The organism is Novosphingobium sp. (assembly GCF_027489515.1).
Taxonomy (GTDB): Bacteria; Pseudomonadota; Alphaproteobacteria; order Sphingomonadales; family Sphingomonadaceae; genus Novosphingobium.
Window position 1 is genome coordinate 1 of the sequence record NZ_JAIXZS010000098.1, and the last position, 21,945, is coordinate 21,945.

Annotated in this window: 21 protein-coding genes, 1 tRNA gene and 1 other RNA gene; 10 read left to right on the top strand and 13 right to left on the bottom strand. The window is 66.2% G+C overall.

The genetic code is table 11. The annotated features are described in order from the left end of the window. Positions 1 to 31: 31 nt before the first annotated feature. The 3 genes from Q0082_RS16520 (at position 32) to Q0082_RS16530 (ending at position 2,800) form a co-directional block, all read left to right on the top strand. Positions 32 to 116, top strand: a tRNA-Leu gene (locus tag Q0082_RS16520). Positions 117 to 213: 97 nt separating this feature from the next. After that, positions 214 to 1,797: a trigger factor gene (gene tig, locus Q0082_RS16525; RefSeq protein ID WP_298194710.1), complete on the top strand. Its 1,584-nt coding sequence runs from the start codon at positions 214 to 216 to the stop codon at positions 1,795 to 1,797. Between the two features lie 238 nt (positions 1,798 to 2,035). Beyond that, positions 2,036 to 2,800, top strand: coding sequence for a hypothetical protein (locus tag Q0082_RS16530; protein WP_298194711.1), 765 nt, complete (start codon positions 2,036 to 2,038; stop codon positions 2,798 to 2,800). Between the two features lie 7 nt (positions 2,801 to 2,807). Here Q0082_RS16530 and Q0082_RS16535 read toward each other — a convergent pair whose 3' ends face one another. Next, on the bottom strand, positions 2,808 to 4,385 hold the full coding sequence (locus Q0082_RS16535) for an amidase (protein ID WP_298194712.1): 1,578 nt from the start codon (positions 4,383 to 4,385) through the stop codon (positions 2,808 to 2,810). Between the two features lie 193 nt (positions 4,386 to 4,578). Between Q0082_RS16535 and clpP the strand changes: the two genes are divergently transcribed. Together clpP and clpX are read left to right on the top strand one after the other, a co-directional pair. Further along, on the top strand, positions 4,579 to 5,289 hold the full coding sequence (gene clpP / locus Q0082_RS16540) for an ATP-dependent Clp endopeptidase proteolytic subunit ClpP (protein ID WP_298194713.1): 711 nt from the start codon (positions 4,579 to 4,581) through the stop codon (positions 5,287 to 5,289). Between the two features lie 147 nt (positions 5,290 to 5,436). Continuing rightward, complete coding sequence (clpX, locus tag Q0082_RS16545; RefSeq protein WP_298194714.1) at positions 5,437 to 6,693, top strand: ATP-dependent Clp protease ATP-binding subunit ClpX; 1,257 nt, start codon at positions 5,437 to 5,439, stop codon at positions 6,691 to 6,693. Between the two features lie 72 nt (positions 6,694 to 6,765). On the opposite strand, the gene Q0082_RS16550 is transcribed toward clpX, so the two are convergent. From Q0082_RS16550 to Q0082_RS16590, 9 genes are all read right to left on the bottom strand, one after another. Then, the gene (locus Q0082_RS16550; RefSeq protein ID WP_298194715.1) at positions 6,766 to 7,470 is read right to left on the bottom strand and encodes a Fe-Mn family superoxide dismutase; all 705 of its coding nucleotides are present in this window, start codon (positions 7,468 to 7,470) and stop codon (positions 6,766 to 6,768) included. Positions 7,471 to 7,608: 138 nt separating this feature from the next. Beyond that, positions 7,609 to 8,169 (bottom strand): fasciclin domain-containing protein, encoded by a 561-nt coding sequence (locus Q0082_RS16555; RefSeq protein ID WP_298194716.1) that lies wholly within the window; start codon positions 8,167 to 8,169, stop codon positions 7,609 to 7,611. A 124-nt stretch (positions 8,170 to 8,293) separates the two neighbouring features. Then, complete coding sequence (locus Q0082_RS16560; RefSeq protein ID WP_298194717.1) at positions 8,294 to 9,277, bottom strand: cation diffusion facilitator family transporter; 984 nt, start codon at positions 9,275 to 9,277, stop codon at positions 8,294 to 8,296. 43 nt (positions 9,278 to 9,320) lie between these two features. Further along, positions 9,321 to 9,749: RNase P RNA component class A (gene rnpB, locus Q0082_RS16565), an RNA gene on the bottom strand. 7 nt (positions 9,750 to 9,756) lie between these two features. Further along, entirely contained in the window at positions 9,757 to 10,461 is a 705-nt protein-coding gene (locus Q0082_RS16570; protein WP_298194718.1) for an N-acetylmuramoyl-L-alanine amidase, read from the bottom strand. A gap of 21 nt (positions 10,462 to 10,482) precedes the next feature. After that, entirely contained in the window at positions 10,483 to 11,139 is a 657-nt protein-coding gene (locus tag Q0082_RS16575; RefSeq protein WP_298194719.1) for a histidine phosphotransferase family protein, read from the bottom strand. A gap of 143 nt (positions 11,140 to 11,282) precedes the next feature. Further along, positions 11,283 to 11,672, bottom strand: a complete 390-nt coding sequence (locus Q0082_RS16580) for a M67 family metallopeptidase (protein WP_298194720.1) — start codon at positions 11,670 to 11,672, stop codon at positions 11,283 to 11,285. A gap of 101 nt (positions 11,673 to 11,773) precedes the next feature. Then, positions 11,774 to 13,147: a porin family protein gene (locus tag Q0082_RS16585; RefSeq protein ID WP_298194721.1), complete on the bottom strand. Its 1,374-nt coding sequence runs from the start codon at positions 13,145 to 13,147 to the stop codon at positions 11,774 to 11,776. A gap of 16 nt (positions 13,148 to 13,163) precedes the next feature. Further along, positions 13,164 to 14,921, bottom strand: coding sequence for a transferrin-binding protein-like solute binding protein (locus Q0082_RS16590; protein ID WP_298194722.1), 1,758 nt, complete (start codon positions 14,919 to 14,921; stop codon positions 13,164 to 13,166). Between the two features lie 176 nt (positions 14,922 to 15,097). Here Q0082_RS16590 and Q0082_RS16595 point away from each other — a divergent pair, with 176 nt between their 5' ends. Both Q0082_RS16595 and rpoH read left to right on the top strand, forming a co-directional pair. Next, positions 15,098 to 16,051 (top strand): RluA family pseudouridine synthase, encoded by a 954-nt coding sequence (locus Q0082_RS16595; protein ID WP_298194723.1) that lies wholly within the window; start codon positions 15,098 to 15,100, stop codon positions 16,049 to 16,051. A gap of 230 nt (positions 16,052 to 16,281) precedes the next feature. Beyond that, positions 16,282 to 17,184 carry an RNA polymerase sigma factor RpoH gene (gene rpoH / locus Q0082_RS16600; protein WP_298194724.1) on the top strand — a complete coding sequence of 301 codons (903 nt, stop codon included), beginning with the start codon at positions 16,282 to 16,284 and terminating at the stop codon, positions 17,182 to 17,184. A 58-nt stretch (positions 17,185 to 17,242) separates the two neighbouring features. On the opposite strand, the gene Q0082_RS16605 is transcribed toward rpoH, so the two are convergent. After that, positions 17,243 to 18,040: a transporter gene (locus Q0082_RS16605; RefSeq protein WP_298194725.1), complete on the bottom strand. Its 798-nt coding sequence runs from the start codon at positions 18,038 to 18,040 to the stop codon at positions 17,243 to 17,245. A 54-nt stretch (positions 18,041 to 18,094) separates the two neighbouring features. On the opposite strand from Q0082_RS16605, the gene mtgA reads away from it, so the two are divergent. Further along, positions 18,095 to 18,823, top strand: a complete 729-nt coding sequence (mtgA, locus tag Q0082_RS16610) for a monofunctional biosynthetic peptidoglycan transglycosylase (RefSeq protein ID WP_298194726.1) — start codon at positions 18,095 to 18,097, stop codon at positions 18,821 to 18,823. 78 nt (positions 18,824 to 18,901) lie between these two features. Next, positions 18,902 to 19,249, top strand: a complete 348-nt coding sequence (locus Q0082_RS16615) for an antibiotic biosynthesis monooxygenase (RefSeq protein WP_298194727.1) — start codon at positions 18,902 to 18,904, stop codon at positions 19,247 to 19,249. Here the strand turns inward: Q0082_RS16615 and Q0082_RS16620 are convergent. Beyond that, positions 19,246 to 20,031 (bottom strand): metallophosphoesterase family protein, encoded by a 786-nt coding sequence (locus Q0082_RS16620; RefSeq protein ID WP_298194728.1) that lies wholly within the window; start codon positions 20,029 to 20,031, stop codon positions 19,246 to 19,248. The two genes, Q0082_RS16615 and Q0082_RS16620, sit on opposite strands and share 4 nt — an antisense overlap. 239 nt (positions 20,032 to 20,270) lie before the next feature. Between Q0082_RS16620 and Q0082_RS16625 the strand changes: the two genes are divergently transcribed. Next, positions 20,271 to 21,104 (top strand): TorF family putative porin, encoded by an 834-nt coding sequence (locus Q0082_RS16625; protein WP_298194729.1) that lies wholly within the window; start codon positions 20,271 to 20,273, stop codon positions 21,102 to 21,104. Positions 21,105 to 21,170: 66 nt separating this feature from the next. On the opposite strand, the gene Q0082_RS16630 is transcribed toward Q0082_RS16625, so the two are convergent. Continuing rightward, entirely contained in the window at positions 21,171 to 21,824 is a 654-nt protein-coding gene (locus Q0082_RS16630) for an SIMPL domain-containing protein (protein WP_298194786.1), read from the bottom strand. Positions 21,825 to 21,945 lie beyond the last annotated feature (121 nt).

The window sequence follows — 21,945 nt, forward strand, 5'->3', positions numbered from 1 at the left end:
CGATAGGGGCGGCGCTCGTTTTTCGCCGGATGCGGGCGTGGCGGAACTGGTAGACGCGCTGGATTTAGGTTCCAGTATCGCAAGATGTGGGGGTTCGAGTCCCTTCGCCCGCACCAGAACCGCCCCGCTTCAGTCGGCAGCAATCGGCCTGCTCCTGCCTGAGCAGTCCGCGACCATCATGACGCGACGTCGTACGAGAAAGTTGGATCACAGATGCAGATCGTCGAAACCAGCAACGAGGGCCTCAAGCGCGCCTACGCCCTGACTATTGCCGCGAACGATATCGCCGCGCGGGTCGAGGGCGAGGTCAAGAAGATCGCGCCGCAGGTCCGCATGCCCGGCTTCCGCCCCGGCAAGGTTCCCGCCAATCTCGTGCGCAAGATGCATGGCCCGGCGCTGCACCAGCAGGCGCTGGAAACCTCGATCCGCGAGGCGATGGACAAGCTCGTGGCCGAAAAGGGCCTGCGCCCCGCGACCCAGCCGGACGTCTCGCTCGCCGAGGGATATGAGGAAGGCAAGGATGCCGAGCTCACCGTCGCGCTCGAAGTGCTGCCGGAGATCACGGCGCCCGCGATCGACGGGATCAAGCTGGAACGCCTGATCGTCGAAGTGAGCGATGCCGAAGTCGATGAGGCTATCGGCCGCATTGCGCAGGGTCAGAAGCGCTACAACGATGCGCCCGAGGGCACCATTGCCGCCGATGGCGACCAGCTGATCATCGATTTCGCTGGCTCGATCGACGGCGTCGCCTTCGATGGCGGTACGGCCGAAGACCAGCCGCTCGAGCTTGGCTCGGGCCGCTTCATCCCCGGCTTTGAAGAGCAGCTTGTCGGCGTGAAGGCGGGCGACGAGCGCACCATCACCGTGACTTTCCCGGCCGACTATCCGGCCGAGAACCTTGCCGGCAAGGACGCCCAGTTCGCGTGCACCGTCAAGGCGGTCAAGCAGGCGGCTGAGTTCACCGCGGACGACGAGTTTGCCAAGTCGCTCGGCCTTGAGAGCATCGAGCAGCTGCGCGGCCTGATCAAGGGCCAGATCGAGCAGGAAAACGGTGGCCTCACGCGCACCGCGATGAAGCGCTCGCTGCTCGACCAGCTGGCCGCCGGTCACGATTTCGCGGTTCCGCCCTCGATGGTCGAGGCCGAGTTCGCGCAGATCTGGCAGCAGCTGACCAGCGAAGCCGCCAAGGAAGAAGATCCCGCCGCCGCGATGGCCGAGATCGAGGCGGAAAAGGACGATTACCGCAAGATCGCCGAGCGCCGCGTGCGTCTGGGCCTGCTGCTTTCGGAAATCGGCCAGGCTAACGGCGTTCAGGTGAATGCCAACGAAATGGAAATGCTGATCCGTCAGGCCGCGCAGCAGTATCGCGAGCAGGACCGCCAGCGCTTCGTCGAATATATCCGTTCGGATGCGCTTGCCGCGGCGCAGCTGCGCGCGCCGCTCTATGAGGACAAGGTCGTCGACTTCCTGTTCGACAAGGCCGAAGTGACCGAGCGGACCGTGACCCGCGAGGAACTGCAGGCGGTGATCGAAGCAGACGAGACGGGCAAGCCGGCAGACGTCAAGCCCGCCAAGGCTGCGCCGAAGAAGGCCGCCAAGAAGGCAAAGGCTGAAGTCGCGGAAGAGGCTCCCGCCGAGGAAGCCGCTCCCGCCGAAGCCGAAGCCAAGCCTGCCAAGAAGGCCCCGGCGAAGAAGAAGGCCGCTGCTGAAGCTCCGGCTGCTGAAGCCGCTCCGGGCGAGGAAGCGCCTGCTCCGAAGAAGAAGGTACCGGCCAAGAAGAAGGCCGCCGACGCCTGATCTTCGCCGCAAGGCACTGAAAACTAAGAAGGGCGCTCCGGAGACGGGGCGCCCTTCTTGCATATGTGCGGCATCCGTATTCGCCCGCAATTGACCCCGCGAATCGGCACATGAGAGATTCGGGCAGGCTCGGCTCCTGGGAGGGACCCCCGATGCATACCGTTCGCAATCGCCTCGCTTCGCGGCCTCCGATGGCCGTGCCCCTGCGGCTACGTCGCCACTGCCGAACGTCGCCGCCATGCGGCACGATGCGGCCTATATCCAGCGCGGCTCGATGGCCGTGCCGCTCTCAGCGCTGGAGGAGGCGGGGGTGGTTGATCCGCGCCAGACCCGGCGGCGCAACCCCAAGGGCAAGAAGGCGCGCAAGGCTGCCGCTCGGCTCGCCGCAGCACAGGAGGCGCCGACGCTGGTGGTGGCGTTGCCGGACGGGCCCGAGCCGCCGCGCCGGGCGAACAAGGCGGTGAAGAAAGGCAAGGCGAAAGCCCGATGTGCGCCCCGCAAGCCCGCCGGGCCAGAGCAGCTTCCGGCGATCCCGGCGGCGCCGCTGCTCGAACAGCGCCTTGTTGCGGCGCTGCCCTTGCCGAGTTTGCCGGAGCCTCTGGTGCTTGCCGCGCCTGCTGAGCCGCTGCGTCTGCTGACGTTCGATGCGATGCCCGAACTCAGGGAAGAGGTCCTTGCGCATGCCACCGAGCCAGAGCCGCTGGTGCTGCCAGCCGCGCCTGAACCCGAGCCTGCGCCCGAAACCGAGCCCGCGATTGCGCTCGCGGCGCTCGCCGATGCACCGCTGCCCCGCGCGCGGGCGCTTGTCCCCGCGCGGCGGCAGGGGCTGATCGACGTGATCGCCTTCCTGCTGCGCGATTCCGGGCGGCGGTTGGCGCGCTGGTCGGCGCGGCGGCACAAGACTCGCGAGGAGCAGGCTGCATTGCGCCGGGCCGAAGCACGGCAGCTCAATCTGCAGCGCGAACTCGAAGCGCTCAACGCGTTGCAGCGTCCGAAGGTCTGAGGCTGCCCTATTCGCCCCAGCGCTTCAGCGAGGGCTTGGGCACCGGCACCGTCCGCGCGCGTTCATAGGCCGTCCCGGCTTCGAGCACGCGCTTGTCGTCCCACTTGGTGCCCATGAACGAGAGGCCCATCGGCAGCCCTTCGACCGCGCCCATCGGCACGGTGAGGTGCGGATAGCCTGCAATCGCTGCGAGGCTGCCCATGCCGACATCGATGCTGTGATCGCCCGTCACGAGGTCGATCGCCCAGGCTGGCGGCGCGGTGGGGGCGATCAGGAACGAGACGCGATTGTCTGTCAGCAGTTTGTCGATCCCGTCCACACCCGCTAGCCGCAGCGAGTTCTCGCGCGCCTTCTTGTAGGCCGCGGTGTCGGTCATCGCTTCGGCTTCCTCGAAGCTGTCCTGCCCGAACCACTTGAGCTCTTCCGGGTGGGCCTTGTTGAAGGCGATGGCATCGGCAAGCGTACGCGCCGGCGGCGTGTCCTTGAACGAGGAGGCGGGGACGGACTGGAGATAGGCGGCAAGGTCCGTGCGCAGCTCGTAAAGCAGCACAGTGTATTCATCGCGGCCCATTTCGCCGGGCGGGGTGTAGTCGATATCGACGAGCTCGGCGCCCGCGGCCTTGAGATCGGCGAGCGCCTTGCCGAACAGCGCGATGACCTTGGGGTTGCTGCCCACCGCCTTGCGGAGCACGCCGAGGCGCACGCCCTTAAGGCTCGATGCGGCAAGCCCGGCGGCGAAGTCGGTCTTGTGTGCATCGGCTTCGGCGGTGGCGGAGTCCGCTGGATCGCTGCCGGCCATCGCGGTGAGCATGAGCGCGGCATCGCGCACGCTTGTCGTCATCGGGCCGACGGTATCCTGGCTGTGGCTGATCGGCACGACATGGGTGCGGCTGATCATGCCGACGGTGGGCTTGAAACCGACGATGCCGTTGAGGGATGCGGGGCAGGTGATCGAACCATCGGTTTCGCTGCCGATCGCGGCCCACGCCATGCCGGCGGCGATTGCCGCGCCGCTGCCGGAAGAGGAGCCGCAAGGCGAACGATCAAGCGCATGCGGGTTGCGCGTTTGCCCGCCGACCGCGCTCCACCCGCTGGAGGACTGGCCGGAGCGCATGTTGGCCCATTCGGAGAGGTTGGTCTTGCCCAGTACGACCACACCGGCTGCGCGCAGGCCCAGCATGAACGGGGCATCGCGGCCCGCAAAGTTGTCCTTGAGGAGCAGGCTGCCCGCAGTCGTCGGCATCCGATCGGCGGTCTCGATGTTATCCTTGACGAGGATGACCTTGCCGGCGAGCGGTCCGGTTACCGCCTTGGCCGCTGCCTCGGCCTTGGCGGCATCCGGATTGAGCGCGATCACGGCATTGATCTTCGGCCCTGCCTTGTCGATCGCCTTAATGCGGGCAAGGTAGGCGCCAACGCTTTGCGGCGCGTGGGCCTCTGCTGCACGCTGCTGCCTCGCCTTGTCGATCGCCTTGATCCGGGCAAGGTAGTGGACAACGCTGTGCTGCGCGTAAGTTTTGGCGTCGCTGGGGGCGGCGGTGGCGAGCAGGACGGCGGAGACGGTTGCGGCGGCAAGTCTGGACATCGAACACCCTTTGCTGTTTTGCGGGGTGTCTGCTGCCAACGGTGCGCCGGCGCAATGGACTCGAAGGACATCGCTGGCCGATTCTGCCGATCTTGCACCACTTTTAACGCGGGACAGCGCGGATGCGAGGTTAACGCCCTTGAACATCCTGTCGTGGCACGCGACATAGGCTCTGCACATCCAAGAGGACACTATGCTCGATCTTTACGGCGGCCACGGCGCATCGGTTTATGGAAACCAGGGTAAGTTCAGCCACGATCCCGTTACCGGGGCGCTCGTGCCGGTGGTGGTCGAGCAGACCAGCCGCGGCGAACGCAGCTTCGATATCTTCTCGCGCCTGCTGCGCGAGCGCATCGTTTTCGTGACTGGCGAGATTGAGGACAACATGGCGTCGCTGATCGTGGCGCAGCTGCTGTTCCTCGAGAGCGAGAACCCCTCGAAGGACATCGCCATGTACATCAACTCGCCGGGCGGCGTGGTGACGGCGGGTCTCGCGATCTACGATACCATGCAGTACATCCGTCCGCGCGTTTCGACCGTGTGCATCGGCCAGGCCGCCTCGATGGGCAGCTTCCTCCTCGCGGCGGGCGAGCCGGGCATGCGCATCGCGCTTCCCAACGCCCGCATCATGGTGCACCAGCCCTCGGGCGGCGCGCGCGGCATGGCCTCCGACATCGAGATCCAGGCGCGCGAGATCCTGCGCATGCGTTCGCGGATGAACGACCTCTACGTGAAGTTCACCGGCCGCACGCTCGAGGAAATCGAGAAGGCGATGGACCGTGACACGTTCCTCGAAGCCGACGAAGCGTTGAAGTTCGGACTCGTAGACAAGGTCTACGAATCGCGTCCCGAAGGTGACCAGATGGGCGGCGAGGAAGGTTCGGGCGGCGCGCCGTCTGCATGATTTCGTTCTGATTTCAGCATTTTGCACTAAAATGACAGGGTGCTGGATCAGGGATTGTTCGCTATTTTTGTGTCCGGTTGATTAATGCCCTCCGGGTAGTAGGATAATCGGGCCCGCCCCTCGTGGAGGGGCGTCTGGGATTGAAGAATGACCAAGCTTTCCGGATCGGATACCAAGAGCACGCTGTACTGCAGTTTCTGCGGCAAGTCGCAGCACGAAGTGCGCAAGCTCATTGCCGGCCCCACCGTGTTCATCTGCGATGAATGCGTCGAGCTGTGCAACGACATCATCCGCGAAGAGACCAAGGCCGGTCTCGCCGGAAAGAAGGATGGCGGCGTACCCACCCCGCGCGACATTTTCGCTACGCTGAACGATTATGTGATCGGCCAGGACCGCGCGAAGCGTGTGCTCTCGGTCGCGGTGCACAACCACTACAAGCGCCTCAAGCACAGCGGCAAGGGCGGCGACGTCGAACTGTCGAAGTCGAACATCCTGCTCGTCGGCCCCACGGGCTCGGGCAAGACGCTGCTGGCGCAGACGCTGGCGAAGACCTTCGACGTGCCCTTCACCATGGCCGATGCGACGACCCTGACGGAAGCTGGTTACGTGGGCGAGGACGTCGAGAACATCATCCTCAAGCTGCTGCAGGCATCCGACTACAACGTCGAGAAGGCGCAGCACGGCATCGTCTACATCGACGAGATCGACAAGATCAGCCGCAAGGCCGAGAATCCGTCGATCACGCGCGATGTTTCGGGCGAGGGCGTGCAGCAGGCGCTGCTGAAGCTGATGGAAGGCACCACCGCGAGCGTGCCGCCGCAGGGCGGGCGCAAGCATCCGCAGCAGGAATTCCTGCAGGTGGACACGACCAACATCCTGTTCATCTGCGGCGGCGCTTTCGCGGGCCTTGAAAAGATCATCTCGGACCGCCTGCAGAAGCGCTCGATCGGCTTCGGCGCGCATGTCGCCGATCCCGACAAGCGCAAGGTGGGCGAACTGCTCCAGAAGGCAGAGCCGGAGGATCTCCTCAAGTTCGGCCTGATCCCCGAATTCGTCGGCCGTCTGCCGGTAATCGCGACCCTGAACGACCTCGACATCGAGGCGCTGGTCAAGATCCTGCGCGAGCCCAAGAACGCGCTGATCAAGCAGTACCAGAAGCTGTTCGACCTCGAGGACGTACAGCTGACCTTCACCGATGAGGCGCTCGAAGCGATCGCCAAGAAGGCCATCGAACGCAAGACCGGTGCGCGCGGCCTGCGCTCGATCGTCGAAGGGCTGCTGCTCGATACGATGTTCGACCTGCCGACGCTCGAAGGCGTGACCGAAGTGGTCGTCGACAAGGATGTCGTCGATGGCCGCAAGGAGCCGGTTCAGGTTCTCAAGGGCAAGGAAGAAGCGGCTTAATCAGCCCACACCAACTTTCAAACAAGAACGCCCGTCGGTACCAACCGGCGGGCGTTCTTTTTTTCGAGCAGGTTACCCCGCCACCTTGGCGAACCGCGCGTCCGCCGCGCCCCATGTCGCAGCGGCCATGAAGGCGTCGACGTAGGCAGCGGCCTTTGCGCCGTAGTCCATGGCGTAGGCGTGTTCGTACATGTCCATGGCGAGGATCGGCATGCCGCCGGCGAGGGTCTGTGTGTGGTCGCTCGCCCACTGGTTGGTGAGGCGGCCATCGTGCGGGGACCATTGCAGCAGGACCCAGCCCGAACCGCCGCCGAGCGCCTTGCCCATCGCGGAAAACTCTGCCGCCCAGCGGGTGAAGCTGCCGAAATCACGCTCGATTGCAGCGCCCAGCTTGGCGCCCGGCTTGCCGCCGGTTCCGAGGCACGAGAAGTAGACTTCGTGGAGGAGCATCGAGTTCCACGCGATGAGCTCCTCGCGCTTCAGGCCATTCAGCATGAAGCCGGGAACCGTCGCCATGTCGAGCTTCGCCAGTTCACCCTTGATCGCGCCGATACGCTTCACCGCGCTGACGTAGTTGTTGTCGTGATGGCTGGTGAGGAGCTTGGCGGAAAGGCCGGGGATCGTGGCGGGATCGAAGGGTAGCGGTGCCGGCGCGGGCGCGAAGACGGGGCCAGAAGGCGCGGGCGGCGCGGCTGCGGTCTGTGCTGCAGCGGGGATGGCACCGGCTGCGGCGGCGGTCATGGCGGCGGTGAGGGCGGTGCGGCGATCGATCTGCATGGGATGCGACTCCTTGGAAGGCATGCCGCGCATCTTGTTCAGGAACGCGGCGCTGTCTACCGGGCAAGCGGGGTAGCTGGTGCGAAAAGGGGGCGGCCGCTGGCGGCCGCCCCCTTCGTTGCTCACCCCGGTGGGGGATCAGTTCGGCAGCGAAACCGCGTCGGTCACGTGGATCACGCCGTTCGACTGGAGGACGTCGGCCTGGGTGACGGTTGCCATGCCGCCCTTCTCGTCGGTGAGCATGACCTTGCCGTCCGTGAGCGAGGCGACGAGCTTGCCGCCCGAGGCCGTGGTCAGCGTGGCCGAGCCGCCGCCCGCCTTGATCTGCGCGACGAGATCGGCCGCGGTCACCTTGCCGGGGACCACGTGGTAGGTGAGGATCTTCACCAGCGTGGCCTTGTTTTCGGGCTTGAGCAGCGTGTCGACCGTGCCCGCCGGGAGCTTGGCGAAAGCGGCGTTGGTCGGCGCGAAGACGGTGAACGGCCCCGTACTGCTGAGCGTTTCGACGAGGCCGGCAGCCTTCACCGCGGCGACCAGCGTGGTGTGATCCTGCGAATTGACGGCGTTCTCGACGATCGTCTTCATCGGGAACATCTCGGCACCGCCAACCATCGGGTTGGCGGCTGCGTAGGCCATGCCCGGGACCGCGATGGCGGCGGCGAGCGACAGGCCGAAGATCTTGAACTTGCTGCGAATCATGCTGGGTCTCCTGAAGGTTGACCCCCCCGCCACCGATCTAGGCGGGATGTGCAGGCGAACAGAGACACCCCAAGGTGCTAGCACCAAAGTCCATCCGATTTCCGGCGCGGCCCGGCGTGAGGCGTTATTCTGCTGCGGTGAGCGTGCCGTGCGCGGGCGCGCAGCCATGGCCAGCGTGGTCCACCGTCTCGACCTGCACCGTTGCGTGGCAGATCGCGAAATCGTGCGCGAGCGCATGGGAGAGATCATTGAGGAACGCATCGCCCGGGTGGCCGGCGGGGATCACGAGATGCGCGGTCATCGCGGTCTCGGTCGTGCTCATCGGCCAGATATGGAGATCGTGCACCGCGCTGACGCCGGGGAGGGTGCTCAGAAACTGCTCGACCCGGTGCGCATCGACCGAGGCGGGGACGCCGTGGAGCCCCATCCGCAGCGAATCCTTGGCAAGCCCCCAGGTGCCCCATGCGATCACGCCGACGATGACGAGGCTGGTGACGGGATCGATCCACCACAGGCCGGTCAAGGCAATCAGTGCGCCTGCTGCGACCACACCGGCCGAAACGGCAGCGTCCGAGGCCATGTGGAGATAGGCGCCGCGGATATTGATGTCATGCTCGCGTCCGCGCAGGAAGAGCAGCGCGGTGATCGTGTTGATCGCAATGCCGATCCCGGCGACGACCATGACGGGGCCGGCCGCGACCGGCTCGGGCGCGATCAGGCGGCGGATCGTTTCGACGAGGATGGCGCCAAGCGCGAGCATCAGCAGCGAAGCATTGAACAGCGCGGCAAGGATCGAGCTCGACTTGTAGCCATAAGTAAAGCGCGCCGAAGGTGGCCGCATGGCGAGCACGCTGGCCGCCCAGGCGACGGCAAGGCTCAGCACGTCGGACAGATTGTGCCCGGCATCGGCAACGAGCGCCATCGAGCCGGAAGCGATGCCGTAGCCCGCCTCGACAGCCACGAAGGCGCTGTTGAGCGCGATGCCGATGGCAAAAGCGCGGCCGAAGCTGGCGGGGGCGTGGTTGTGCCCATGTCCATGCGCGTGCCCGTGGCCATGATCATTCGCATGATCATGGCCATGATGGTGATGGTGGTGCGCGCCGGACATGCGGCGCTTCCTAGCGCCTTCGTGCCGGGTAGGAAACGCTTTGAATGCCAGGGGGCCTGTAAGCCGGGTTCTGTGGCGCGGACGGTATCCCACTTGTGGACCGTATCCGCGTCGGCAGCCATTCCTCTAGGCGGCCCGTTGCCGGGCGCGCTCAAGCGACCAACCCGGACTGCTGGCCCGAAACAGGCCTGCTCCAGGAAGGAGCGCGCAGTCCCTATTCGGTCTTGCTCCGGGTGGGGTTTGCCATGCCGCTCCTGTTGCCAGTCGCGCGGTGCGCTCTTGCCGCACCCTTTCACCCTTGCTGGCCCTGATGTCTTTCAACATGCCGGGCTTAGCGGTCTGCTCTCTGTGGCACTTTCCCTTGGCTTCGGACCGAAATCCTCCGCCCGGCGGGCGTTACCCGCCACCCTTGTTTCGTGGAGCCCGGACTTTCCTCGGGATCTTGCGATCACGCGGCTGCCCGGCCCCCTGGCGAGGGGTCACCTAGCACGCCCGGTGTCGCGTTCCAACAAAAGCTCGAACAGCAGTGCGCCGATCTGCCCGTCGATCTCGCCATCGATGCGCGAAGGGCGCCAGCGGCGTTGGAAAGCGCGGACAGCGGCTGTGGGGTCGGTGATGTCGTAGCCGAAGCGTTCGAGCGCGAGGTAGAAGGCGCCAGGATTGTCGTAGACGAGGCGCATGGTGAGCTGCGGCTTGGGGAGCACGAGACGGTAGCGGGCGAGAAGGTCCCACGGGAAGAGCTCGCCGGGATCTTCCTTGCGCGCAGGTGCCACGTCGGAGTGGCCGACGACGTTGGCGCGGGGAATATCGTGGCGCTTCACGATATCGCCGAGCAGCGGGATCAGCGCTTCCATCTGCGCTTCGGGAAACGGGCGGTAGCCGAATTCGTGCCCCGGATTGACGAGCTCGATCCCGATGCTGGCAGAGTTCACGTCCGTCTCGCCGCGCCAGTAGGAGCGGCCGGCATGCCATGCGCGCTTGGCCTCATCGACGAGACGGATGACGGTGCCATCCTCGTCGATCATGTAGTGCGCAGAGACTTCGGCGGCCGGATCGCAGAGCCGCTCCAGCGCTTCGGCTGCGGTGCGCATGCCGGTGTAGTGCAGGACCACCATGGAGACGCGCGCTTTGCGCTCGTTCCAGTTGGGCGAGGGGACCTCGCGGTGGACCAGCCAGCGGTTCATGGCGGATGGGGCTGCGAGGCTTCAGGCAGACACTGGCAGCATGGCACCCATGACGAGTGCTTCGGGCGCGGCGTGATACTGCAGCGTGCCGCCAAGGCCATCGACGAGCTGGCGCAGCATGGCGGCAGGCGCGGTGCGGCTGGAGAGCTCCTCCGCCGGGAGCACGCCTTCGAGCGCGAGCCCGACGTTGCGATCGAACACCACGCGCGCGCCGCTCGCGCGGATCACGATTTCGCTGCAGGGCTTGGCGCCGTCCGTCCGCAGCTCTGCGGCGATATCGAGCGTGCCGCCGCGCACCAGCGCCTCGATCCCGATCAGCGCAAGGTTGAGCAGCGTCTTGACCGCCGGCTTGGGCAGGCTGCTGCCGGCCAGCGCCCAATTGGCCTGGATGCGGCCGTTGTTGCCGACGAGAGCATCGATCAGCGCGCGCGGCTCATCGAGCGGGACCATATCGCCAAAACCACCCGCCGCGCCGAAGGCGAGACGGAAGAAGCGCAGCTTGTCCGCCGAGATGCGCGCGCTCTGTTCGAGCAGCTCGAAGCACTTCTGGCGCATCTCGGGGTCCTTCTCCTCCGCAAGGAGTTCGAGACCATTGGTAAGCGCGCCGACGGGGGAGAGCATATCGTGGCACAGGCGCGAGCAGAGCAGGCTGGCGAGATCGAGCGAATCGGTGGTCATGTTCAGAATTCAGGCCTTTTCGCTGAATAGGTTGACACAGTTGACACAGTCCTGAGCGAAACTTCGCGGGCCCTGGCCGGAGCCGGATCGGGGTGGCCGCGAAGCGCGCGAGGAAGGACCGGGCGTGACGTCACTCGCCTGCCTTAACCCTCCTTGACCTGGTAGGAAAGCGCTTCGAACCCGGATGCGCCATCACGCCACAAGGTGACGGCCCCGGCGGCGGCAATGGCCCAGATCCGGCCATCCCCAGAAGCCGAGGCGGCATCGGTGGCCGAGGGGCGGGCGAGCCCATTGGGGTGCGAGTGGAAGTAGCCGATGAGCTTCGGACCGCCTTCACGAGCGGCCTTGTGCGCCGCGATCAGTGCAGCGGGATCAATCTCGAAATGGCGGGCCGGATCGGGGTGGACGTTGGCCGTGGGAATGGCGGCGGCAATGTGGCTGCCGGTGCCCAGGAGCAGGCCGCAAGCCTCGTGCAGCGCGGCCAGTGCGGCGGCGTCGAGGATGGCGGCGTGAGCGCTTTGGGTCAGGGTCATGTCCATGATCCGCCGGGCCTAGCGCAGTGACCGGCACTGCGACAGCCTCGGTAGCGGCTTGCGGTGACGCGCCGCTGTGGGCGCCGGCGGAGAAAGCCGGATCAGAAGCTGGCGGTGAGGCCGAGTTCGGCGGCGGTGCGGCGATAGTCGTAGAGCTCGACGGTGGACCGGTTTTGCTCGGCGCGCAGACGGATGAACGGCGCAAGCCGTGCCAGCGTGCTGCGCCGCCAGGTGAGACTGGCGATGAGCGAAGTCCGATCATCGACGCGGCGGCGCGGGTAGAGCAGCAGGCGCGCATCGCCTTCGAGGTGGCTGTAGCCAAGCGAGACGACCCCGGTGAGCTTGCCGAACGTGCGGAAGCCATAGGCGCCGGTGTTCACGGTGCGGTCGCCATATCCCCGATCATCGGCATCGGTCCGGATCGCGGTGAGTTGCAGACCCGCGCCGCCATTTGCGCCCAGCTGCCGGTCGAGCGAAACCCCGAGCGAGACGGTCGTGCCGTCCTGCAGGTCGTTGCGCAAGTTGTCGATCAGCAGGACGCCGAGATTGGCGCGCAGCTGCGCCCGTTTGCCCAGCGGATGCTGCCAGATCGCCGCGAAAGACAGCGCCCGGCTGTAGGGCGTGCGGCCGAACCAGCGCCAGACCGGACCGGCGGAGAACGTGATGCGGTCGGCCCCCGAGGTATATTCGGGGCCGAGCCGGAGGGCGAGCACGACATCCTCGAACTGGCCGGCATGCGGGTGGAGCTCCGCTGCCAGCGAGGCTTCGGCGAGAAGATTGGCATTGCGGTCAATCCCGGTGCGGACAAAGCCCTGCGCCTGCGCCGAAAAGCCCCAGCCGGCGCGCGCACGCGCATCGCTGCCCAGCACGAAATCGCCAAGCACCGTGCCGAGCGTATCGGAGCGGGTGGCGCGGTTGATGTTGCTATCGGCGGATGCAGCGAGTTCGAGGCTGCCGCCCGCCGGCTTCACCGCGAGGAGCGCCGAGCTGAAGAAACGGACCATCCGCTCCACATCCGGCGGGAGCCCGGCTGCTTCGGCGGCGCGCAGTTCGCGCGCGGCGGCGCCGCGGTGCCCGAGCTGCGTCTCGATCCGGGCCAGTGCGAGGCGCACCGCGCTGGCGCCGGGCTTTTCGGCAAGGATGCGGCGAAGCTGGACGACGGCCTCTTCGGGCCGGGCGAGCTGGTCTGCCAGCAGGCGGGCGAGCCGGAAACGCGCTTCGGTGCGGTATTCGGGGTCGGGGTCTTCCGCAAGCGCGCGATAGGCTGCCTCGGCTGAGGCGAGATCGCCCTCCGCTTCGGACGCCTCGGCGAAATGGAACAGCGCGGCTGCATCCAGTTTTACACTGTCCGCGCCATCGGTAGCGGGCGGCTCAGTGGCCGTGGCTTGCGGGGCAGGAGCGGTCTGCGCCGCCGCTGCCGCGCCCGCATGGGCGAGCGCGAGGGCGAGGCCCAGAACGGCGGGAAGGGGGCGCATCGGGCGTCGCAAAGGCTTAGCGCTTGGCGGCGACCACCCCTTGCGCCTTGCCGCCCCAGCTGCCGTTCGGCAGCACGAAATCGAAGCCGAAGGTCCCGCCGATCTCGGTCGCCCGGGGGCCATAGAACAGTGCGTCGATACCGGCCTGCCCGAACCCGTCGCCTTGCAGAACCGCCGAGAAACCGCTGGCGAACTTGCCCTCTTGCCCCGGGTAGACGTAGGATTGGATCCCGCCGCCACCGGTCAGTGTGCCGAGTGCGGTGCGGGTGCCCTTGGCATCGACCAGCGTGGGCAGCATCTTGGCGGTCACCGTCTGGGCGAGGAAATCCGCGATGAAGCTGGACTTGCCCTCGATCCGGTAGCTCTGCCCCGTCCCATCACGCAGCGCCGTGCCGTAGATCACGCCGGTGTAGGCGCCCTTGCCCTTGACCGGCATACGGTCGGTGAAGGTGGGAATGCCGAAGGCGACCCAGCGGTCCCCCGTGCTGCGCGACTTGTCGGCTGCGGTGAACACATAGGAGGCGTGGGCGAAGCTGAGGTAGGTGAACTGGACCTCGGGATTGTCTGCCCCGCGCCGGTAAAGCTGCAATTCGGTGCGGAGCTTGCCGCCATAGAGCGGTGCATTGCGCGCATAGCCGAGGAATTGCGCATTGGTGAGCGTGGCTGCCACCGGGTCTGCCGAGGACCCCAGCATCTCGTTGTTGAAATCGCTGCGTACGGCAAAGCTGCCGTCTTTTGCCGAATAGAGGATCGAGACCGGGGAGCCGTTGTAGAAGCGGTCCTTGTAGGTGCCGTCGGGGTTGAAGGTAAGGCCCCAGAAGGTGGGGAGGTTGGGGCCGAAGGTTTGATCGCCCTTGAGATCGACGAGGCCGCTCGCCGGGTTGCTGTAGCCGGTCTGGCTGCCGAGCAGCACGCCGGTAAAGGCACCCGCGCCGGCAAAGTTCTGCCCGCGCGCAAAGACGGTGGCGCCGAACTCCTGCCCTGTGGGCCCGTAGAACCGGCCCTTGAGGCTGCCCGAGACGCCATCGAAGCCGAACGTGCCGGTGACCGTGTTGGCCGAAGAAGACAGCCGCGCGGTGAAGGCCCAGCTATCGCGCGAGGAAAGCGATTTCGTGGCGGTGTTGAACTGGAAGATATCGCCGTTGCCAGTGAGGTTGCCCTTCACGAAGTCGGCCGTCATCGTGCCGGAGCCGCCGCCGAAGGTCTGCGCGCGTTCCCATGCGCCGATCCCGTAGATCGAGAGCGCGTATGTGCCGCTGCCGCTTCGCGGAACCGCGGTGCCTGCTGTGGGAATGCCGAAGGCCACGACATCGGACGTGGTGAGCGCGGCGCCCTTGCTGCGTTGCCACCAGCCGCCCTGGACCCATTCGTATCCGCCCTTGCCGAACGCAGTTGCCTTCGTGAGCGTCAGGGTATCGACCTGCCCGATACCGGTCTTCCTGAAGGTGACGAGCTTGGGGTCGGCCGAGGTGACCGCATCGGCCTGGCTGAAGGTCTGGCTGCGCGACCTCGCGGCATTGGTGATCGTGTAGGCGTTCTGCGTCGCATCGTAGCGGACTGAAACCGTCGATGCGCCGGCGGTGCCGATGATCGTGCCCGGCGGCACGGTCTTCGCGGTGCCGCTGACAGCCGTGCCGGTGAACGTCTCGCTGACGAGCTTGCCCGCGAGGCTGGTGTTTCCGGCGAGAGCCAGCGAAGGAGTGGCAAGCGCGATGAAGGCGCCGCCCGCAAGCAGGCACCGCACCTGCCAAGAACCAACAGATGCCATCTTCATGCCTGCGCCATGTTGCCTAGAGACTGCGATGCTATGCTTTGCGGCGGCGCGCGGCAAGCGCTTCGCGGGGCTTCGCGCCGGGGATCCTGTGCCAGTTTGGAGGAAGCGGGAGCGTCCTTGCGCCTCGTTCCGGGCCTGCTCTTGCCGCTTCGGCACGGCATTCCCATATCCCCGCGATGGGGCTTGGCGAACATGTGATCGAGGGGACCATTCCCACCGGCGGGCTGCGACTCGACCGGGCGCTGGCAGATGCCTCGGGCCTGTCGCGGGAACGCGTCAAGGCGCTGATGGATGCGGGCCGGGTGGAACTGGGCGGCAAGGTGACGGGGCAGGCTTCGCTGAAGCCGGCCGAAGGCATGCGCTTTGCCATCCGCGTGCCCGAAGCCGCGCCCGCCGCAGCGGCCGCGCAGGATATTCCGCTGAATGTCGTGTTCGAGGACGCGCATCTGATCGTGGTCGACAAGCCGGCGGGCCTCGTCGTGCATCCGGCGGCGGGGAATCTCGATGGCACGCTCGTCAACGCGCTGCTGCACCATTGCCGGGGCCAGCTTTCGGGCATCGGCGGCGTGGCACGGCCGGGGATCGTCCACCGGATCGACAAGGATACCTCGGGGCTGCTCGTCGTCGCCAAGACCGATGCGGCGCACGAAGGGCTGGCGCGGCAATTTGCCGACCATTCGATCCACCGCATCTACCAGGCGGTGACAACCGGTGTGCCGGTGCCTGCGGCTGGCACGGTGCGCGGGGCGATCGGGCGCAGCGAGCGCGACCGCAAGAAGATGGCGCTGGTGGCGGATGGACGCGGCAAGCACGCCGTCACGCATTACCGCACGATCGAACTGCTTCAGGGCGCGGCGCTGGTCGAGTGCCAGCTGGAGACCGGGCGAACCCACCAGGTGCGCGTTCACCTTGCGTCAATTGGCCATGCGCTAGTGGGCGATCCAGTCTATGGACGCACGTCTCCCCAGCATCGGCCCCTGCTTGCCCGGCTCGGTTTCCGCCGTCAGGCCCTTCATGCGGCCGAACTGGGCTTCATCCATCCGGCGAGCGGCGACTCGGTGCGTTTCACCAGCACGACGCCCGTCGATCTCAGGACGCTCATTGTCGAACTGGGAGGGCGTGGTGGCTGACGCCTGCCTATGGATCAAAGGTGCAATGCCCCAAAAACGCGCTGTATCGATCGGCGCTACGTGGGCGAATAGTTTTGCTGTGTGGCACGACTCGCGAGGCTCCGATATACCGGAACAAGCCGCGAACGTCTCGCGACACAGCCAATACAGGGCCTGGCATGACAAGGTTTGGCCTGTGAGGTTCGCGCCCCCTCCCTCTCCCAGCGGGCGCGGCGAAAGGATGTGTTCAGGTGTCTGAGAAGAAATCGAGCGCACTGGTTCCTGCCCTTGGCGGCGGTGAAGCCGGGCTCAACCGCTATCTTGCCGAGATCCGCAAGTTCCCGGTGCTGGCGGCCGAGCAGGAATACATGCTCGCCAAGCGCTATCAGGAGCATGCCGATCCGCAGGCTGCCGCACAGCTGGTGACGAGCCACCTGCGGCTCGTGGCGAAGATCGCCATGGGCTATCGCGGCTATGGCCTGCCCGTCAGCGAGCTGATCTCCGAAGGCAACATCGGCCTCATGCAGGGCGTCAAGAAGTTCGAGCCCGATCGGGGCTTCCGCCTCGCGACGTATGCGATGTGGTGGATCAAGGCCTCGATTCAGGAGTACATCCTGCGTTCGTGGAGCCTCGTGAAGATGGGCACCACCGCGGCGCAGAAGAAGCTGTTCTTCAACCTGCGCCGGATGAAGAAGAACCTCGAGGCGTTCGAGGATTCGGACCTGCATCCGGACGACGTGAAGAAGATCGCGACCGACCTCGGCGTGTCTGAGACCGAAGTCGTCAACATGAACCGGCGCATGATGATGGGCGGCGATGCCAGCCTCAATGTGTCGGTGCGCGAGGACGGCGAGGGTTCGTGGCAGGACTGGCTGGTCGATGACAGCCCGCTGCAGGACGAGACCGTGGCCGATGCCGAGGAAGCGCATCTGCGCCATGCCCTGCTGGTCGAGGCGATGGACAGCCTTTCGGACCGTGAGCGGCATATCCTGACCGACCGGCGCCTGATCGATGAGCCCAAGACGCTCGAGGAATTGAGCCAGGTCTACAACGTCAGCCGCGAACGCGTGCGCCAGATCGAGGTGCGTGCCTTCGAGAAGCTGCAGAAGGCGATGCAGCGCATTGCCGGCGAACGGCGACTGCTGCCGGCCTGAACGGTCCGCTACGTTTGAACGCAAAGGCGGCCGGGGGCGACCCTGGCCGTTTTGCGTTTCAGAACTGCCGGGCGAAGCCGACGATGAGGGCGTGATCGGGCGTGGCGTGGGTCAGGCCGGTATCGAACTCCACGTCGATCTGCAGCCTTGGCGCAGCATGCCATGCGGCGGCGAGTGCAAGGCGGCTTTCGGTCGAAGCGCCGTCTGGGTCCTCGTCGCGGAAGGCAGAGACTTCGGCGGATGCGCACACCGTGCGGGTGAGCGCGTGCGACAGGCCGACGACCGAGCCCCATGCGAGGTGCCGGCCATGGCCCGAAGCGTTGACCGCAGCATCGATTTCCGGCGTGGTGGCGAGCGTGAAGCCGGCCATCAGCGGGAGCGCGACCGGCAGGAGCAGCCCCGCACCCCAATCGCCCGCACCGCCGGGCGCGCGGCCCACGGGTGCGGAGACAAAGCCTTCCACCGCAACCTTTGCATCGGCTTCGCCGCCGAACCCGTGTCGCACCGCAAAGGTCGCATCGCCAAGGCCGCTCAGGGTGCTGACGGCGGCGCCGACGCGGCTGCGCTGGCGGGTCCAGCCGCCGAGGCCCACCTCGATCTCCGTCGCATGGCCGAGGCCGAGGCGGACGACTGTATCGGCAAAGGCAAGGCTGTCGTCGCGGCCGGCTGGGCTGGTGCTGAATTCCCAGTCCGCGGCGCTGACTTCGACGACTACCCGTCCGGCGGAGAGCGTTGTCGGCGGCGTATCGAGCCCAGGGCGATTGACCGAGAGATCGGGCATATCGTCCGCGCGGGCCATGGCAGGGGCGGCGACAAGCGCCAGGGCGGCCAGGCCGGTGCGGAGGGACCAGTGCAAAGCTGTGTGCTCCCGATTGCCAGCGGCGATCCGCCGGGTAATATCGGTCGTTCCATGGACGATGAACTGCTCAAGCTCAAGAACCCGCGGATCGAGCGCGCGGGGCGGCCCGGCCGGTTGCATCAGGCTGGCTGGCTGCTGGCCCGGCTGGTCGCGGCGTTCCTGTTCCTCAGCGTGTTCATGGTCGTGGTCTACCGCTTCGTGCCGGTGCCGGTGACGCTGACGATGATCTTCGATCCCAACGGCATCACCAAGGAATGGGTGCCGCTTTCGAAGATCGACCGCAACATGGTGGACGCGGCCATTGCGGGTGAGGACGGCAAGTTCTGCCAGCACCACGGCTTCGATCAGGAGGCGATCCTCAAGGCGTGGGAACGCAACCAGGAAGGCGGGCGCATTCGCGGCGGCTCCACGATCAGCCAGCAGACCGCCAAGAACGTGTTTCTGTGGCAGGGCGGCGGCTATGTGCGAAAGGCGCTCGAGGCCTGGTTCACCGTATTGATCGAGACGATCTGGGGCAAGCGGCGGATCATGGAAGTCTACCTCAACGTCGCCGAGACGGGGATCGGGACCTATGGTGTCGAGGCCGGGGCGCAGCGCTATTACAACAAGCCCGCCGCGCAGCTCAGCCGGGTCGAAGCGGCGCGGATCGCGGCGGCCTTCCCGCAGCCCAAGGTGCGCGCGGTGACCGGGGCGACCGGCTTTACCCGGCGGCACGGCAATGTGATCGCCAGGCGCGTGAACACGGTGCGCGCGGACTACGACACCTGCGTTTATCAATAGGGGCGCGGCGCGGCGCGCTGTGCTTGACTGGGCGGGTCAAGAAGGCCCTGCCAGTGCAGGGCCGCGGGAGAACCAGCGATGCCGCAGGTCATCATTCACGCCTGGATCGAGTTTGCCGATCAGGCGACGCGCGATGAGGCGGTGCGGCTGGCGGCGCCGATCCAGTGGCAATCGCGCACCGAGGAGCCGGGCTGCCTTGAATATTGCTTTGCCGCCGATCCATGCATCCCGCACCGGGTGACGATCCACGAGCTGTGGGAGGACCACGCCTCGCTCGTCGCTCACTTCCAGCATCCCTGCTATGCCGCGATGCGCGACACGATGGTGGGGCTGGGGCCGACTGCGCTCTGGAACCGGATGTATGAGGCAGGGCGCGACGGGCCGGTCTACCGCGAGGACGGTGCCGTGCGGACGGTGCTGTTTTAGGCTGCCTCGGCCGCCGGTTCGCCCTGCACCGAGATCAGCCAGCGCGCGGTGCCTTCGAGGCCGATTGCCGTGAGCAGGCCCGATGCATAGGCGCCGGTATCGAGGCTGATCCGCAGCGATGAGACGTGTGGCGCCTCGAGAATGGTGTGGCCGTGGACGACCGCGAAATCGCGCGTCTCGGGCCCCTCGATGAACTCGCCGCGGATCCAGCGCAGATCGGAGATCTTCTGCTCTTCGAGCGGGATACCCGGACGGACGCCGGCGTGGACAAAGACGTAATCGCCGATCTGGATGCGGTCTTCCATCGACCTCATGAATTCGATGTCTTCGGCCGGGACGACTTCCTGCATGATCGCCCGCAGCTCTTCGAGCGTTGCGCGGCTGTAGACTTCCGGCGCGATCGGGTAGCTCAGCAAGGTCTCCCGCCCGCCGTGGCGCAGGAAATGGCGCAGCGTCTCGTCTCGCTCGAAGCTGCCGAGGAACATCTCCTCGTGATTGCCGGCAAGGATGCGCACGCGCCGACGGGTTGCCCATTCGCGCGCGGTGGCGATGACGCGGGCGCTGTCAGGCCCCCGGTCAACGAGATCGCCAAGCAGGATGACGGTGGTGTCTGCCGGGGGGCGGCCGACTTCGTCCGCCTCGATCCGCGCGATCATCCGGCACAGCAGATCGTACCGGCCATGAATATCGCCGATCGCATAGACTCGCTGCCCATCCGGCACCGCGGGAATCACTTCGGGCTCGGCGCGGGATTCAAGGAAGGAACGTAGCAGCTTGAGCATCAAGGATGGGCCTCACGAAAGATATATGGGCCTGAGGCCCCGCCATACAAGGCGAGCGGGGGGAATGGTGCGGAATTGCAACAGAGCGTGGGAAAGCCGCGATCAGCCGTTGCCGCCGTCTTGTGCGACGCAGCATAGTTCGGCAACAAAAAGTTACAGCGTGGAAGTAGACCAGACATATCGAGTCGGCGCGCGCTGTGCAGGTGGGACGACGCAAACCCAAAAACAAAGGATTTTCCATGCGTACGTCCAGCAAGGCCTTCGTGGCTGCAACCCTTCGCACCCTTGGCTTCGCCCTGAGCTTTGCCGCTGCTGCACCCGCGTTCGCCGACGAAACCGCACCGCCCAGCGACATCACCGTGACTGGCGCCGCGACCATCGCCAGCCAGTACCGATTCCGCGGCGTCGCGCAGTCCGACAACAAGCCCGTCGTGCAGGGTACTTTCACGATCGCGCACAAATCGGGCTTCTACATTTCGACCTGGGGTTCGAGCGCGTCGGCCGGCAACAGCCCCATCAACATCGGCGGGACCGAGATCGACGTCTACGGCGGCTATACCCACAGCATCGGCAACACCGGCTTCACGATCGACGGCGGCCTCTATGGCTACATCTATCCGGGCGCGACGGTGGGCAACTACTGGGAGATCTACGGTTCGCTGGCCAAGACGCTCGGCCCGGTGACGGCCAAGGTCGGCGCGAACTTCGCGCCCGCGCAGAAGGTGTTCAACTACAACTTCACCTCGACCCATCGCGAAAATCTCTACGTCTATGGCGAGCTGGGCGGGGCGATCCCGGGCACTCCGCTGAGCATCCATTCGCACCTCGCGCACACCGGCGGCGGCTTCGACCTTCCGAAGCCGTTTTTTGATTACAACGTCGGCGTTACCGCAAAGTATAAGAACCTGGCGCTCGATGCCTCAGTGGTAGGCACGAACATGCACCAGAGTGACTTTGCCAAGAGCGGCCTGTGCAGCGGTGCGGGTTCGCCGACCGCGATCGATGTATGCTCGAATTCGTTCTACCGCACGACCAAGCCGGTCGGCGTGGTTTCACTGACCGCTTCGTTCTGATCAGCCCTGATTGCAGCAGCAAGGGGCGCGCCGCAATGCAGTGCGCCCCTCTCTGCCTCGCGGTGATCAGCGCAGATAGAAATCGATCGTGGTGACGACGCGGACCTTCTTGAAGGGCGTGTCCGAGACGCCCCAGCCGCCGCCGCCATCGCCATCGCGCGCGGTGACTTCGAAATAGCCCTGCGTCGCGTTCTTGATCCCGCCGACGCCGGTGCCGCTGTCCTGCGCGAACTGTTCGGCGGAGCGGCGCGCGTCCTTGGTCGCGGCGGCGACCATCTCGGGCTTGATCTTGTCGAGCCCGGTGAAGGTATAGGCCATGCCAGAGCCTTCCTCGAGCATCACGCCGCGGCGGACGAGATCGAACTGGCGGCGCACGGCATCCTGCGCGCGCTTGATATCGGTGGTGCGCAGCGCCATGCGCTGGCGGACTGTGAAGCGGGTTATCCCGTTGTCGGTGCTGGTGTTGACGTTGACGCCGGTCGGCTGGAGGGCTTCGGCGGGGAAGCCGAGGCTGGCGAAGAAGGCGCGGATTTCCTGGCTGTCGTGATCGACGCTGGCCTGCGCGCTGCCCATGTCTTCGGCGGTGGCGGAATAGGCGATGGTCCAGGTGGCAAGGTCTGCGGTCACTTCGCGTTCGGCCAGGCCGCGCACGGTCACGGCGCGGTCCGCTTCGCGGCTGCGGCGCAGGCCGTCGCCGAGCAGATAGCCGCCCACGACCATGCCGAGCGCGAGCACGCCGGCGGCGGCGAGCAAGGGGCGCTGCAGACCCGATGGGGTCAGGCGGGCAAGAAACGATTGGGAATCGGCGTCGGCCTCAGTATCGGTGGTGGTCACAAGCTGG